This is a genomic window from Bradyrhizobium jicamae (assembly GCF_018130695.1).
In the GTDB taxonomy this organism is placed as follows: Bacteria; Pseudomonadota; Alphaproteobacteria; order Rhizobiales; family Xanthobacteraceae; genus Bradyrhizobium; species Bradyrhizobium jicamae_B.
Genome location: NZ_JAFCJX010000020.1, coordinates 14555 through 29203 on the forward strand (window position 1 = coordinate 14555; position 14649 = coordinate 29203).

The following is a 14649-nucleotide window of genomic DNA, read 5'->3' on the forward strand; positions in this document are numbered from 1 at the left end:
CTCAGCCGCCATAGAGGTAGTTCGGCAGCCACAGCGTCATCCCCGGCCAGACATACATGATCACCATGCAAAGGATCACGATCAGCATGTAGGGCATCATGCCGGCGAAGATCTGGTTGATTGTGACATGCTTCGGTGCGACGCCCTTGAGGTAGAACGCGGACATCGCGACCGGTGGCGACAGGAACGCCGCCTGCAAGTTCACGAACACCAGCGTGCCCCACAGGATCGGGTCGATGCCGAAATGCTTCAGCATCGGCAGGAAGATCGGCACGAAAATGATGATGATCTCGGTCCACTCCAGCGGCCAGCCGAGCAGGAAGATGATCGCCTGCGACAGGATCATGAACTGCACCGGCGACATGTTGAGCGAGAGCACCCAGCTTTCCAGCAGGGCCTGACCGCCGAGGATCGCGAACACCGCCGAGAACAGTGCGGAGCCGACGAACAGCCAGCATACCATCGCGGTGGTCTTGGCGGTCAGGAACACCGCTTCCTTGGTGCGCTTCCAGTCCAGGGTGCGGGCCTGGAAGGCAAGCAGGAAGGCGCCGGCGGCGCCGACCGCGGCGGATTCGGTTGCGGTCGTGATGCCGAACAGGATGACGGCCAGCACCACCGCCGTGAGGATACCGAGCGGCATCACCGACGAGGTCAGGAGCTTCAACACCTCGAAACGTTCGCCGTCCATGCGCAAATAGGAGCGGGCGGTCCATAGCGCCAGCACCGCCGTGCTGATCGCAAACCAGAGATAGAACTGGACGTCCGGTCCTTTCTCGGCCGGCGTCGCTTCCTTGGTCTCGACGGCGCTGCCGAGCTGTTGCAGGCCTTCGACGGCTTCGCTCGCGCCGCCCGCCTGCTGGTGGATGACGACGTACCACCACACCGTGCCGAGGCTCACCGCGGCCAAGAGGAACGGAACGAGGGCGACGAGGAAATTCTGCACGATGACGCCATAGTTCATCGGATTGCCGTCGATCCTGAGCTCCCGTGCCTTGACCGGCGAGATCAACGCTTTCGACAGCGCGACGAACATGTTCGGCGAATAGGCCGCCTGGAATCGCCTGATCCAGTCCGGGACGTTGACGCGGGTCTGCTCCTCCGGCAGCGGCGGCGCGATCTTCGGATTGATCAGCGCCCAGCCCACGACATAGACGAGGTAGAGGAAGGCCAGGAAGAAGCCGGGGAACATCGCCGCTGCGTACAGCTTGACGACCGATTGTCCCGCGACGGCCGCGTAGACGATGATCATCACCGATGGCGGGATCAAGATGCCCAGCGTGCCGCCGGCGGTGATGACGCCGGAGGCGAGCTTCACGTCATAGCCGGCACGCAGCATCGGATTGAAGGCGATGACGCCCATCAGCACCACGACCGCGCCGACAAGGCCGCTGGCGATCCCCCAGAATGTGCAGACGATCAGGGTCGCGACCGCAAGCGAGGCCGGCATGCGGCGGAAAGCGAGCTGGATCGAATAGAACATCTTGTCGACCAGCGCGCCGCGCTCCATCACATAACCCATCAGCACGAAAAGCGGGATGGAGATCAGCACGTCGTTGGTCATCGCGCCGTAGGTGCGCTGGACCATCAGGTCGAAGACCCGGTTCTGCGTCCAGTTTTGCGAGGGATCGTAGAAGGCGATGAAGCCGAAGAACATGCCGAGGCCCATCAGCGTGAAGGCCGTGGCAAAGCCCATCATGATCACGACCACGATGAGCGCCAGCATCAGCAGGCCAAGGGCCGGATCGCTCATGTGTTGACATCTCCGCCCATGCCGCGCTGGCGCGCGATTTCATCGATGCGCTGTGCGCCCTCGATGGCGAGCTTGCGCGATTCCTCGTCGACATATTCGCTGTGCGCGAGCTGCTCCTCGATGACGTCGGTCTCGGCGACGTCGGCGAGCCGGCTCGGCCATTCGCCGGTCTTCAGGCACACGACGCAGCGGATGATCTCGGCGATCCCCTGCAGCATGATCAACGCACCGGCGATCGGGATCACCGTCTTGAAATGGTAGACCGGCGGGCCCTCCGCCGTGACGTTGGAATGCTCTTTGATGTGCCAGGAATCCGCGGCGTAGAAATATCCGGCATAGATCAGCGCGGCGATGCCGGGGATGAAGAACACGACGTACAGCACCAGGTCCAGCATCGCCTGGGTGCGCGGCCGCATCGATGAGTACAGGAAATCGCCGCGGACATGGGCGTTTTGCGCGAGCGTGTAGGCGCCACACAGCATGAACAGCGTGCCGTACAGCATGTTGTCGAGGTCGAAGATCCACGACGTCGGGCGGTTGATGATGTAGCGCTTGAACACCTCGATGCAGACGGCGCTCATCAGGATGATCATCAGCCAGGCGGTGGCCTTGCCGATCCAGGTGCTCAGGCGGTCGATCGAATACAGGAGGCTCTGGACGCTCATCGGTTGCGGCCGCTCGGTGGAGAAAATGGTCTCGACATGGCACCCGGCACCTGCCGGGGACCGTGGGCCGGCCGGTGCCTTGCCGGGCCTGTTTCGACGTCAGAGCTTCTTGGCTGCGGCGTTGGCGCCGAAGTAGTGATCGTAGGCCATGCGGCGGTTCACCACGGTATCCTGCTCCCACTGCGTCGCGCGTCTCGCAAACGCGATCTGCGACTGCAGGATCTCCTTGAACAGCGGGTTTTCCGCGGACTTCTTCCTGGCGACCTCGTCGTAGACTTCGAGCTGCTGCTTCAGGATGGCGTCGGGCGTCTTGTAGAACTTGACGTTGTCCTTGGTCTGCAACTCGACATAGTCCTTGGAGTAGCGGTCGATCGCCTTCCACGACATGTCGGCGGACGCCGCGTCCACCGCGCTGGCGATGATCGCCTTCATCTTCTCCGGCAGCGCGTTGTACTTGTCCTTGTTGAAGGTGATTTCGAACTGCTCGGCGTTCTGGTGAAAGCTCTGCAGCATGCAGACCTTGGCGACGTCGGGGAAGCCGAGCACGCGGTCGGAGGTCGCGTTGTTGAATTCGGCGGCGTCGAGCAGGCCGCGGTCCATGGCTGAGACGATCTCGCCGCCGGGCAGCGCATTCACCGCTGCGCCCATCGCCGTGTACACGTCGATGGAAATGCCGACCGTCCGGAATTTGACGCCCTTGAGGTCGTCGGGCTTGGCGACCGGCTTCTTGAACCAGCCGAACGGCTGTGTCGGCATTGGCCCATAGGGGAACGACACCACATTGGCGCCGATCGATTCATAGAGTTTTGCGAGCAGCTCCTTGCCGCCGCCGTATTTGTGCCAGGCGAGCAGCATGTTGGCATCCATCGCAAAGCCCGGCCCCGAGCCCCACAGCGCCAGCGCGGTCTGCTTGCCATAGTGATAGACAAGCACGCCATGGCCGCCGTCGAGCACGCCCTTGGATACAGCGTCGAGCAGGCCAAAGGCGGGCACCACCGCGCCGGCAGGCAGCACCTCGATCTTGAGATCACCGCCGGTCATGTCGTTGACCTTCTTGGCGTAGTCGAGGGCGTATTCGTGGAAAATGTCCTTCGAGGGCCACGTGCTCTGCCAGCGCATGTTGATCGGCCCTTGGGCGCTGACGATGGTGGGCGCGGCGACGGCGGTGGCAGCTCCCGCCGCAGCCACCTTCAGGAAGCGGCGACGCGTCGACGTCTTGTCCTTGTTTCGTGTGGTCATGGCGTTCTCCCTGCCCCGATTGAACGGCTCTTGGTGAGCCAGTCGTTGTTTTGGTTGGCCGCAAGTCTAGGCGTCGCCGCCCAAGCTTCGCAAAGCGACGCAGTGACGCGACCCGCCCGGTGGCGGCATTGATCGGGGTCTGTGAGATCAGCCGGCGATCCGGCTTAGCGAGCCGGACGCACGATGCCCGTCGTGGGACAAGGCGGTTGCGGTGCGGTCGTCAGATCAGGTGCTGCTTCCCGCCGCGGTCGCGACCACGGGCAGCACCTCGTTGGCGGCGCGGTCCGGCGTCTCTTCCTTCCAGCGCACCGAGCCGAATGGACGCTCCAGCATCCGGCGCACCCGCACCGGGTCCGGGCCCATGTGGAAGTCGATCGCCTTCTGATGCAGCTCGCGCTCGAGCTGGGTGGCGCGATTGCGTTGGCGCAGGAAATCGAGCCAGGTCGGGCAGTGGTAGCGCTCGGTCCACAGCTCAGGATCGGCGATGTCGCGGGCGATCGACCAGCCATAGGCGCCGTTGCGCTGCCGGCTGAGCTGCACCTCCTGCATCACATTGTGGAAGGCGCGGGCGTCGTCCTGGGCGACGCGGTATTCGATCTCGACCACCAGCGGGCCGCTGCGGCCGGTGAGCTGCAGCCGCACCTCGGGATCGGCGAGCGCCTCGGTCGCGGCCTCGTTGCGCGCCCCGACCGGCGGCATCCGCAGCCAGATGCCGAGCAGCGGCGACAGCAGCATCAGCACTGCGGAAACCAGCAGCGCGGTCTCGACGCCGGCGATGTCGGTGAGATGGCCCCAGCCCCAGCTGCCGATCGCGATGCCGCCCGCGATCGAGGCCTGGAAGGCGGCGAGCGAGCGGCCCGCGACCCAGCGTGGTGCCGACAGCTGCACGCCGATATTGAACAGCGCCACCGCCAGCATCCACACCGCGCCGGCAACCACCAGCGCGGCCGCCGTGATCACCGGCTCCTTGCTGAGCGCCACCGCCGCAATCGCACCCGCCATCGACAGCGCACAGGCGCGCACCGCGGCTTCGCCGCTGAGCCGCCGCCGCACCTCGCTGATGTTGAGCGCGCCGATCACCGCGCCCATGCCGAAAGCGCCGAGCATGATGCCGTAGGTCTGTGCGCCGCCATGCAAGAGGTCGCGCGCCACCAGCGGCATCAGCGCCGAGACCGAGCCGCCGATGATGCCGGTGACCATGGTGCGGGTCAGCACGATCTTGATCGACGGCGAATTGGTGATGTAGCGCACGCCCGAGACCATGGCGCGGGTCAGCCGCTCGCGCGGCAGCCGCGACGGCTCGCTGACGCGCTCCCACAGGAACAGGACCACCAGCAGCGGAAGATAGAGCACCGCGTTGGCCGCAAACGCTGCGACCGCGCCCAGGGATGCGACGATAATGCCGCCGATCGCCGGGCCGAAGCTGCGCGCGATGTTGTAGCTGATGCCGTTCAGCGCGACCGCGGCCGGCAGCGTCTCGCCCGGCACCTGCTCGCTGACCGAGGACTGCCAGGCCGGGCCGAACAGCGCCATGCCGCTGCCGACGATGAAGCACAGCGCCAGCAGCAGGTTCGGCGTCACCAGATTGAGCCAGGCCAGCACCGTCAGCGCCGTGGCGCCGGTCAGCGCGATCACGAGCGAGGCCATCGCGACGACCCGGCGGTCGTGCATGTCGGCGATGGCGCCGGCCGGCATCGAGATCAGCATGATCGGCAGCATCAAGGCGGTCTGCACCAGCGCGACCTTGTCGGCCGAGGACGTCATCTGGGTCATCGCCCAGGCCGCACCGACGCCCTGGATCAGGATGCCGAGGTTGGAGAGCAGGCTGGCGAGCCAGATCCGCCGGAACACCGAGTATTTGAGAGGTGCAGTGATACTGTCGGTGCGTTTCGGCGGTTCGGTCATATCCGGTTCCGTTTGGCCTGCTATGGCTTGCCGATGAAATCTGCAGAGAACACTGATGCCTGTGAAAACCCTGTCCTGTCCAGTAGTTACGGCACTGTTCGCGGGCGTAGGGCACAGCTAAAGTAGCGAAAAGCGTGAGAGGGAGGGGCGAAATGAAGCTGTCGCGACGGACGATCCTGAAGGGGGCCAGCGCCCTGCCATTGCTGGGGGCCAATTTTGCTGTTCCGGCCTTTGCGCAGTCGACGCCCGTCGCCGACGTTCCGCCGATCCTGTTCGTGCACGGCAATGGCGATCACGCGCCGCTCTGGATGACGACGCTGTGGCGGATGGAGTCCAACGGCGTGCCGCGCGATCGGATGTTTGCGATCAACTTCACCGACCCCCTGGCGCGCAATGACGACAAGGTCGAGCAGCCGGGCCGCTCGTCGACGGAAGACGCGCGCCGCGAGCTTAGCGAGGCGATCAAGGAGCTGAAGCAGAAGACTGGTGCGTCGCGCGTCGCGCTGGTCGGCAATTCCCGCGGCGGCAATGCGATCCGCAACGTCGTCAAGAATGGTGGCGGTGCAGATGTCAGCCACGCCGTGCTGTGCGGCACGCCCAATCACGGCGTATTCGCCTGGGATGACGGGCTCGGCAACGAGTTCAACGGCCGCGGCCCGTTCCTGCGCGGCCTGAACGAGGGCGAGAGCGAGGTCACGCCGGGCACCGCGTTCCTGACGCTGCGCAGCGACGGGCTCGACAAATATGCGCAAGCCGATGGCCGCTTCGTCGGCAAACCGGGCACCCCGACCAACGTGACCAACGAAGGTCCGGAGCTGAAAGGCGCCAAAAATCTCGCGCTCGGCGCGATCGATCATCGCGAGACCGCGTATCATCCGCGCGCCTTCCGCGAGATCTACAAATTCATCGCCGGACGCGAGCCCTCGCACATGGAGATCGTGCCTGAGCGTGAGGTCCGGCTCAGCGGCCTCGTCACGGGCACGCCGGGCGGTATGCAGACCAATCGCCCGGTCTCGGGTGCGACCGTTGACGTCTATCACGTTGCCGCGGAAACCGGTGAACGCATGGGCGGGCCGATTCATAGCTCGCAGACCGGCGCCGATGGCCGCTGGGGTCCCGCGCAGGTCGATCCGTCGTGGTCGCTCGAGATCGTGCTGACATCCCCCGGCTCGGTCACGACGCATTTCTATCGTTCGCCGTTCCCGCGCTCCTCCGACATCGTGCATTTGCGCGCCGCGCGGCCGATGGCGCAGGCCGATGCCGGCGCCGGCGCGATCGTGCTGCTGTCGCGGCCGCGCGGCTATTTCGGGCTACCGCGCGATGTCGTGCTGCTCGACGGCAAGGAGCCGACGGACGTGAAGCCGGGCGTGCCGACCGATGCAGTTGCGACACTGCGGCTGCCTGCCGGCGAGATCGGCCGCGCCGTGGTCGGCATCTTCAACGAGGAGCGGATCGTGGTGCGAGCCTGGCCGGCTTCCGAGAACCGGATTGCCGTGGCCGAGCTGACTTATTAGCTAATTCCCAGATGCCTTGTTGGCGCCGGGATCGCGTGGCTGAATTGGACGTCGCCTGAGGCAGGAGCTGACACCATGAGCATTGCCGAAGTCTACGACATGACGGTCACGCGGCATCCGCTGGTGCCGCCGGCCCCGCCGCGCGCGCCCGACAACATGACCGCGTTCGGCCGGATGCGAGCGATCCGCCACTCGCCGATCGAGAGCTGGGGCCAGCGCGCCTACGAGGACGACATCGTCCAGGGCCGCTTTTTCGGCCGCTCCAGCTTCATCCTCAACACGCCGGATGCGATCCGGCATGTGCTGGTCGACAATTACGAGAATTACGTCCGGACGCGGGCCGGCATCCGCGTGCTGCGCCCGATCCTCGGCGAGGGCCTGCTGATCGCCGAGGGACGCGCCTGGAAGCACCAGCGCCGCACGCTCTCGCCTGCGTTCACGCCGCGCGCGGTGACGACGCTTGAGCCCTACATGATCACGGCGACCGATGAGACGATCGCCAAGCTGAAGACCGCGAGCAATGGCCCGGTGGATCTGCGCGAGGCGATGCAGCGGATGACGCTGGAGATCGCCGGCCGCACCATGTTCTCGTTCGGCATGGACCGTCACGGCGCGGCGCTGCGCGACTTCGTGATGGAGTATGGCGAGACGCTGGCGCGGCCGCACATGCTTGATTTGCTGCTGCCGCTGAATTGGCCGAGCCCGCAGGATTTTCGCCGCGCCCGTTTCCGCAAGCGCTGGACCGCCTTCGTCGGCCAGCTGATGGCCGAACGCCGCGCCGCCGGCAAGGATGCGGACGCGCCGGCGCGCGACCTGTTCGACCTGATGGGCGCCGCGCGCGATCCAGAGACCGGCGCCGCCTTCAACGACGCGCAGCTCGGCGATGAGGTCGCGACCATGATCCTGGCCGGCCACGAGACCACCGCGACCGCGCTGTTCTGGGCGCTGTATCTGCTCGCGCTCGATCCGGCGACGCAGGAGCAGCTCGCGGCCGAAGTGCGCAGCGTGACGGCCTCCGGCGCGCTCGAGCTCGAGCGGCTGAAATTCACCCGCGCGGTGATCGACGAGACCATGCGGCTCTATCCGCCGGCCTTCCTGATTGCGCGCGCCGCAGCGGGGCCTGACACGATCGCGGGCCGGCCGGTCAGGACAGGGGACGTGATCCTCATCGCGCCGTGGCTGCTGCATCGTCACGAAAAACTCTGGCGCGATCCCAACGCCTTCGTGCCGCAGCGATTCATGACGGGAACGCCGCCGGATCGCTTCGCCTATCTGCCGTTCGGCGTCGGCGCCCGCGTCTGCATCGGCGCGCATTTTGCCCTGGTCGAGGCCACGCTGGCGCTGGCCAAGCTGATCGGCGCCTTCCGCGTTGCACTTGCCGACAAGGAGCCGGTGCTGCCGATCGGCGTGGTGACGACGCAGCCCAACCGCTCCCCGATGTTCGCGATCACGCCGCGGTAATATCCTCTTGCGCGGATAATCCTGAGGTATCATCTAGGTCACCATGAACGACAACACCCAGGCCCAGTTCGCAGTCCTCCGACAGACGGCCGACCCGGCCGTTGTCGATGCGATGCAGAAACTGATCGCTGACGGACAGGATCGCGATCTCAACCGCATCAACCTGCTCGATTTCTCCAACCGTACCGGGCTCGACCAGGAGAAGGTGATCTCCGGCTTCCTGCATGCCTCGCGGCTCGGCCTGTTCGACATGAGCTGGAACGTGTTGTGTCCCGGCTGCGGCGGCGTGCTCGATGCGCATTCGACGCTGAAGTCGCTGCGTCACGACGATTACAATTGCGCGCTCTGCGCCGCCGGCTATGAGGCCTCCGTCGACGATCTCGTCGAGGTCGCCTTCACCGTCAGCCCGCGGGTGCGCCGCATCGGCGCGCATGATCCGAACACGCTGCCGATCTGGGAATATGTCCGCCAGATGTTCTGGAGCTCGGGCCTCGAGCTCAACGAAGATACGCTCGACCAGATGCTGAAAGAGGTGACGCTGGAGGCGCTGGAGTTGCCGGCCGGCGAGAAGGCGCTGCTGTCGCTGCAGCTGCCGAAGCAGTTCCTGATCGTGTTCGAGCCGGTGACGCATTCAGCGCATTTCTTCGACGTGCAGGGCGAGCCGACCACCGAGCGCCAGCAGTACTCGATCGTGTTCAACAAGTTGCAGGCGCCGACCGGCACCACGGTGCTGCGGCCGGGTCCGCTGCGGCTGTCGCTGGAGAATCAGACCGACACCCGCGTGCTGCCGGCGGTGTGGGTCGCATCCGATGCGCTGCATGAGATGATCGGCAAGCGCAAGCCGATCCTCACCGCAAAGCGGATGCTGAGCAATCAGACGTTTCGCGACGTCTACAAGGCCGACAATCTCAATGGCGACCAGCGGCTGAAGATCACCGCGCTGACCTTCCTGTTCACCGATCTGAAGGGCTCGACCGCGCTCTATGAGCGCGTCGGCGACATTGTCGCGTTCGATCTGGTGCGCGCGCATTTCCACGCGCTGCTCGAGATCATCTCGTCGGAGCGCGGCGCCGTCGTGAAGACGATCGGCGACGCCGTGATGGCGACCTTCATCCGCCCCGAGCACGCGCTCAATGCGGGCTTGCGGATGCGCGCCGCGATGCAGAAGCTCAACGCCGAGCGCGGCAAGGAGGATCTGATCGTCAAGATCGGGATCCACGAGGGGCCGTGCCTCGCGGTGATGCTAAACGAACGGCAGGATTATTTCGGCCAGACCGTGAATATCGCGGCGCGCGTGCAGAGCCTGTCGACGTCGCAGGAAATCCACCTCACGCAGCCGGTGATCGAATCGGCCGAGGTCGCGAGCATCCTGGAGAAGGCGTCGATCAAGCCGATCCAGAAGCAAGCCGCGCTGCGCGGCATCGCCGACAAGATGGTGGTGTACGAGATACCTTGAGCGGCGCAGCTCTCTCCCCGTCATTGCGAGCTTCGTAGGGTGGGCAAAGGAGCGCAGCGACGTGCCCACCATCTGCGGAGTGCTCGTGAAGGTGGGCACGCTGCGCTTTGCCCACCCTACGCAATGACGACGAAATCCAGCCAGATTGCCTAAACGTAATGCGCTTGCGGGAACCCGCGCCGATTGCGCGGGTTCGGTTTCCACGCCATATAGCTTTCAACACAGACAGCACAGAGATCGCGATGCTCGACGGCCTGCGCCAATTCATCTCCGATATCGTCTCATCTGACTCGCAAGGCGACAGGGCATTCGACGATACCGATTATCGGCTGGCGGCTACCGCGCTGCTGGTGCACGTCATCTCGCTCGACGGCGAGCCGAGCCCGGTCGAGAAGCGCAAGCTGCACAGCCTGATCGAAAGCCGTTTCAAGCTCGATCCCGGCACCGCCGACCGATTGATCGCCTCGGCGACGCGGGTCGAGGGTGAGGCGGTCGATCTGTATCATTTCACCAGCGTCATCATGCGTTCGGTCAACGAGGAAGGCCGGCTGCGCATCGTCGAGATGATGTGGGAGCTGGTCTATGCCGACGGACAGGTCAGCGAGTTCGAGGACAATGTGGTGTGGCGCGCCGCCGACCTGCTCGCAATTTCATCGCGCGACCGCCTCGATCTCAAGCATCGCGTGGCCGAGAAGCAGGCTGCGTTGCCGAAGGGCCCCTGGGGCACCGCCGACGCGGCAATCTGACACGTTGGTCTGCTCGCGCAGGCCATCGTCGCGCCGCTTTCAGAGATGACGAAACTTTAATCTGGATGGAGGCCGGCGACGTTCCTGCGCGAGAGCGCTTGATATTGCTGCATTTCAATTCAAACCTCAGGCCTATCTGCATACCGATATGTTGACAGGTGGCTTGCATCGCACCATGCCCCTATGCTCTCGTCGCGGCGTTCGTGGCCGTCCGGAAATTTGAATTTAAGAGATTGTATCGTGACTGAGCGTGTGACGCTGATAACCGGAGCATCGGCGGGCATAGGCACCGAACTGGCACGGGTTTTTGCTTCCAATGGTCACCGTGTGGCCCTGGTGGCGCGGCGTGCCGATCGCCTCGAAGCGCTCGCGCGCGAGCTCGCCGGCAAGGGCGGCCCGGCGCCGATCGTGATTCCCTGCGATCTCAAGCAGAACGACGCCGGTGACAAGATCGCCGATGCGCTGGCGGCCGCTGGCGTCGAGCTCGAATATCTGGTCAACAATGCCGGCTTCGGTCTGTTCGGCCTTGCCATCAAACGCGACCGGGCTGAGCAGCTCGACAGCATCGCGGTCAATATTCGGGCACTGACCGACCTGTCGCTGCGCTTTGCCGATCAGCTGATCCGCAACCGCGGCGGCATCCTCAATCTCGGCTCGATCGCGGGCTTCCTGCCCGGCCCCGGCATGGCCGTCTATTACGCCTCCAAGGCCTATGTGCTGTCGTTCTCGGAGGCGCTCCGCTGCGAGCTCGCGCCGCAGGGCGTCCGCGTCACCGTGGTCTGTCCGGGTCCGGTGCCCTCGGAGTTCCAGGCCCGCGCCGGCTTTGCGCCCGGATTCGATTCGGCGATCCTCAATGTCTCACCGGCCGATGTCGCCCAGCAGGCCTATCGCGGCCTGATGGCCAACAAGCGCGCCGTGCTGCCGGGCGCCTTCATCAAGTTGGTGCCGTTCCTGCTCCGCTTTTTCCCGCGCTCCTTCATCCTGCACGCGGTCGGCGGCTTCCAGCTCCGCAAGCGCTGATCTCCTCACCCCGATCGGATCTGGTTGGCCCGTGATTTGCCTCACAGGTCACGTGAGTGTGCTCGAACTCACACGAAATTAAGAATCACTTAGCTATGATCTTTTCCTGACTGCCGAATAGTTGAGCCAGAGGCGATGTTGTTCCGGTCCGACCAAACCAGCGTGGTGCCCTTCGCGAGCCGAAGGCCGCCCTTAGGTACGCCGAAATTGCGGCCGGTCCTGATCGTGCTGCATCAGGAGACATCGACCCCCGGACGGATCGGTAATGCCTTGCGCGCGCTGGGTTATTCCCTCGACATCCGCCGTCCGCGGTTTGGTGATTCTCTCCCCGACACGCTCGATGAGCATGCTGGCGCCGTGATGTTCGGTGGGCCGATGAGCGCCAACGATTCCGACGAATATGTCCGCTACGAGATCGACTGGATCGAGGTCGCCCTGCGCGAGCAGCGGCCGTTCCTGGGTATTTGCCTCGGCGCCCAGATGCTGGCGCGGCAGCTCGGTGCCAGGGTCGCGCCGCATATCGAGGGGCGGGTCGAGTGCGGCTACTATCCGATCCGGCCGACCGCGGCTGGCCGCGCGCTATGCCCGAATTGGCCGGCGCGGGTCTATCACTGGCATGGCGAGGGCTTCCAGCTGCCTGATGGCGCGGAGCTGCTTGCCGAGGGCGATGACTTTCCGGTGCAGGCGTTTCAGTTCGGCAACGCCTTCGGCCTGCAGTTTCATCCCGATGTGACCTACGCGATGATGCATCGCTGGACCACGCGCGGTTGCGTGCGGATGGACTCACCGGGCGCCCAGCCGCGCCATCTGCATTTCGCCGAGCGCGCCGTGCACGATGCCGCCGAACGCGCGTGGCTGAAGGATTTTGTCGACGACTGGATCACGCGCGCGCCGCGTGTGGCGATGCTGCAGGCCGCTGAATAGCCGTCGCGCGGAATATCGCGCCGGCGCAATTCGTCTTTGCATTTTTTCGGATGTGTTAATCTCGCTGCAATCTTAGCGCGGCCGATCGGGTCGTGCGCCAAACAACAATAATGCGCTGGGAGATCGCCGTGAGCTACCAACACATCCTCTATGACGTCGCCGACAAGATCGCGACGATCACGCTCAATCGCCCCGACCGCATGAATGCGTGGACCGCGATCATGGAGCGCGACGTGCGTCACGCGATGGAGGCCGCAGCCAATGACGACAATGTCCGCGTCATCGTGCTGACCGGCGCGGGCCGCGGCTTCTGCGCCGGCGCCGACATGGACGCGCTGCAGGGCATCGATCCGAACGAGGTCCGCCGCGGCGACAACATTCCGTTCGACATGAACCGCCGCGCCGACTGGCAGACGCGCTACGCCTATTATCCCGCGATCAAGAAGCCCGTCATCGGCATGCTGAACGGCGCCACTGCCGGCATCGGCCTCGTGCATGCGCTCTATTGCGACCTGCGCTTTGCCGCCGACACCGCGGTGTTCACGACGGCCTTCGCGCGTCGCGGCCTGATCGCCGAGCACGGCATCAGCTGGATGTTGCCGCGCATCGTCGGCCACGCCCATGCGCTGGATCTTCTGATGTCCGCACGCCGCGTCTCCGCCGACGAGGCGTTGCGCATCGGCCTCGTCAACCGTCTGTACCCCGCCGACAAATTGCGCGAGGAGACCTATGCCTATGCGCGCGACCTCGCCGACTTCGTCTCGCCGAGCGCAATCGCCGTGATCAAGCGCCAGCTCTACGACGTGCCGTTCCAGACGCTCGCCGAAGCGACCATCGATGCCAACCGCGAGATGCAGATCGCGCTGAAGGGGAATGACTTCAAGGAAGGCGTGGCGAGTTTCGTGGAGAAGCGGCCGCCAAGGTTTACGGGGACGTGAGGGGGCTTGCGGAGTAAGTCCGTCTTCGCCCTTTGGGCTTCGCCGGACACCACGCTTCACCCTTCGGGCACCGCGCGGCTGCGCCACGCGTAGCCCGAAGGGCGAAGCGTGGTGGAGCCAGGCGGGATCGAACCGCCGACCTCGTCATTGCGAACGACGCGCTCTCCCAGCTGAGCTATGGCCCCATCGCGACCGGGTGTTGCTGAGGATCCCGGCCGACAATCGGGCGCCATTTACAGTCTCGCCCAAGGCCAAGTCAAGGACGGTGAAACTGCGGTTTTCGAGCCTCTTTGCCGGGAACTTCCCTTGTTTGAGGGGGGATGAACCGATATCTAGCAGGCTGTCCCACCCTGCGAGCTCCCCCACATGCGCGCCGTCCTCGACATCGTCGTCATCGTCCTCGATCTCTATGTCTGGCTGTTGATCGCCTCCGCGATCCTGTCCTGGCTGGTCGCCTTCAACGTCGTGAACACGCGCAACCAGTTCGTGTCGGCGGTGGCCGAGTTCCTGTACCGAATCACCGAGCCGGTGCTGCGGCCGATCCGCAACGTGATGCCCAATCTGGGCGGGCTCGATATCTCGCCGATCATCGTGATCCTGATCATCTTGTTCATCCAGCGGGTGATCGCCTATTACATCTACCCCAACGTGATCTGACCGCGTCTCGATGGACCCATCTTGATGGATCCTTGTTGATGGACCCTTGTTGATGGACCCTTGGCGCTACTCCACCGAGGGCATCAGCGTCGCCTTGCGGGTGACGCCACGTGGCGGCCGCGACGATATCGACGGGATTGAAACACTGGCCAATGGCCGCTCCGTCGTCAAAGTGCGGGTGCGCGCCATCGCCGAGGGCGGCGAGGCCAACCGTGCGGTGACGGAATTGCTCGCCAAGGCGCTCGGCGTGCCCAAGGCGAGAGTGAGGCTGCTGTCCGGTGCCACCTCGCGGCTGAAGCAGGTCGCGGTCGACGGCGATCCCAAGCAACTTGGCGATGCCTTGAAAAAGCTGACCGCGCCGAAGCCGGATTGAG

13 protein-coding genes and 1 tRNA gene are annotated in these 14649 nt (G+C 64.8%); 9 read left to right on the forward strand and 5 right to left on the reverse strand.

Features of this window, described 5'->3' with window-relative positions; all coding sequences use genetic code 11:
- Nucleotide 1: 1 nt before the first annotated feature.
- The 4 genes from JQ604_RS26605 to JQ604_RS26620 form a co-directional block, all read right to left on the reverse strand.
- The gene (locus JQ604_RS26605; RefSeq protein ID WP_212363634.1) at nucleotides 2-1750 is read right to left on the reverse strand and encodes a TRAP transporter large permease; all 1749 of its coding nucleotides are present in this window, start codon (nucleotides 1748-1750) and stop codon (nucleotides 2-4) included.
- A complete protein-coding gene (locus JQ604_RS26610; protein ID WP_212363636.1) occupies nucleotides 1747-2415 on the reverse strand; it encodes a TRAP transporter small permease subunit in 669 nt (222 codons plus the stop codon). The genes JQ604_RS26605 and JQ604_RS26610 overlap by 4 nt, the downstream gene beginning before the upstream one ends.
- A 99-nt stretch (nucleotides 2416-2514) precedes the next feature.
- Nucleotides 2515-3654: a TRAP transporter substrate-binding protein gene (locus JQ604_RS26615; RefSeq protein ID WP_212363637.1), complete on the reverse strand. Its 1140-nt coding sequence runs from the start codon at nucleotides 3652-3654 to the stop codon at nucleotides 2515-2517.
- A 225-nt stretch (nucleotides 3655-3879) separates the two neighbouring features.
- Nucleotides 3880-5559 (reverse strand): MFS transporter, encoded by a 1680-nt coding sequence (locus tag JQ604_RS26620; protein WP_212363639.1) that lies wholly within the window; start codon nucleotides 5557-5559, stop codon nucleotides 3880-3882.
- 152 nt (nucleotides 5560-5711) lie between these two features.
- On the opposite strand from JQ604_RS26620, the gene JQ604_RS26625 reads away from it, so the two are divergent.
- The 7 genes from JQ604_RS26625 to JQ604_RS26655 all read left to right on the forward strand — a co-directional run bounded on the left by JQ604_RS26625 (nucleotide 5712) and on the right by JQ604_RS26655 (nucleotide 13618).
- On the forward strand, nucleotides 5712-7073 hold the full coding sequence (locus JQ604_RS26625; protein ID WP_212363641.1) for a hydrolase: 1362 nt from the start codon (nucleotides 5712-5714) through the stop codon (nucleotides 7071-7073).
- A gap of 75 nt (nucleotides 7074-7148) precedes the next feature.
- Nucleotides 7149-8534, forward strand: coding sequence for a cytochrome P450 (locus JQ604_RS26630; RefSeq protein ID WP_212363643.1), 1386 nt, complete (start codon nucleotides 7149-7151; stop codon nucleotides 8532-8534).
- Between the two features lie 43 nt (nucleotides 8535-8577).
- Nucleotides 8578-9990: an adenylate/guanylate cyclase domain-containing protein gene (locus JQ604_RS26635; RefSeq protein ID WP_212363644.1), complete on the forward strand. Its 1413-nt coding sequence runs from the start codon at nucleotides 8578-8580 to the stop codon at nucleotides 9988-9990.
- A 242-nt stretch (nucleotides 9991-10232) separates the two neighbouring features.
- Nucleotides 10233-10736 carry a TerB family tellurite resistance protein gene (locus JQ604_RS26640; RefSeq protein WP_212363645.1) on the forward strand — a complete coding sequence of 168 codons (504 nt, stop codon included), beginning with the start codon at nucleotides 10233-10235 and terminating at the stop codon, nucleotides 10734-10736.
- 240 nt (nucleotides 10737-10976) lie between these two features.
- A complete protein-coding gene (locus JQ604_RS26645) occupies nucleotides 10977-11756 on the forward strand; it encodes an SDR family NAD(P)-dependent oxidoreductase (protein WP_212363646.1) in 780 nt (259 codons plus the stop codon).
- A gap of 135 nt (nucleotides 11757-11891) precedes the next feature.
- Complete coding sequence (locus tag JQ604_RS26650; protein ID WP_212363647.1) at nucleotides 11892-12680, forward strand: glutamine amidotransferase; 789 nt, start codon at nucleotides 11892-11894, stop codon at nucleotides 12678-12680.
- A gap of 128 nt (nucleotides 12681-12808) precedes the next feature.
- On the forward strand, nucleotides 12809-13618 hold the full coding sequence (locus JQ604_RS26655; protein ID WP_212363648.1) for an enoyl-CoA hydratase: 810 nt from the start codon (nucleotides 12809-12811) through the stop codon (nucleotides 13616-13618).
- A 109-nt stretch (nucleotides 13619-13727) separates the two neighbouring features.
- On the opposite strand, the gene JQ604_RS26660 is transcribed toward JQ604_RS26655, so the two are convergent.
- Nucleotides 13728-13803: transfer RNA gene (locus tag JQ604_RS26660), tRNA-Ala, on the reverse strand.
- 181 nt (nucleotides 13804-13984) lie between these two features.
- Between JQ604_RS26660 and JQ604_RS26665 the strand changes: the two genes are divergently transcribed.
- Together JQ604_RS26665 and JQ604_RS26670 are read left to right on the forward strand one after the other, a co-directional pair.
- A complete protein-coding gene (locus JQ604_RS26665) occupies nucleotides 13985-14275 on the forward strand; it encodes a YggT family protein (protein ID WP_212363649.1) in 291 nt (96 codons plus the stop codon).
- A gap of 52 nt (nucleotides 14276-14327) precedes the next feature.
- A complete protein-coding gene (locus JQ604_RS26670) occupies nucleotides 14328-14648 on the forward strand; it encodes a DUF167 domain-containing protein (protein ID WP_212363650.1) in 321 nt (106 codons plus the stop codon).
- Nucleotide 14649 lies beyond the last annotated feature (1 nt).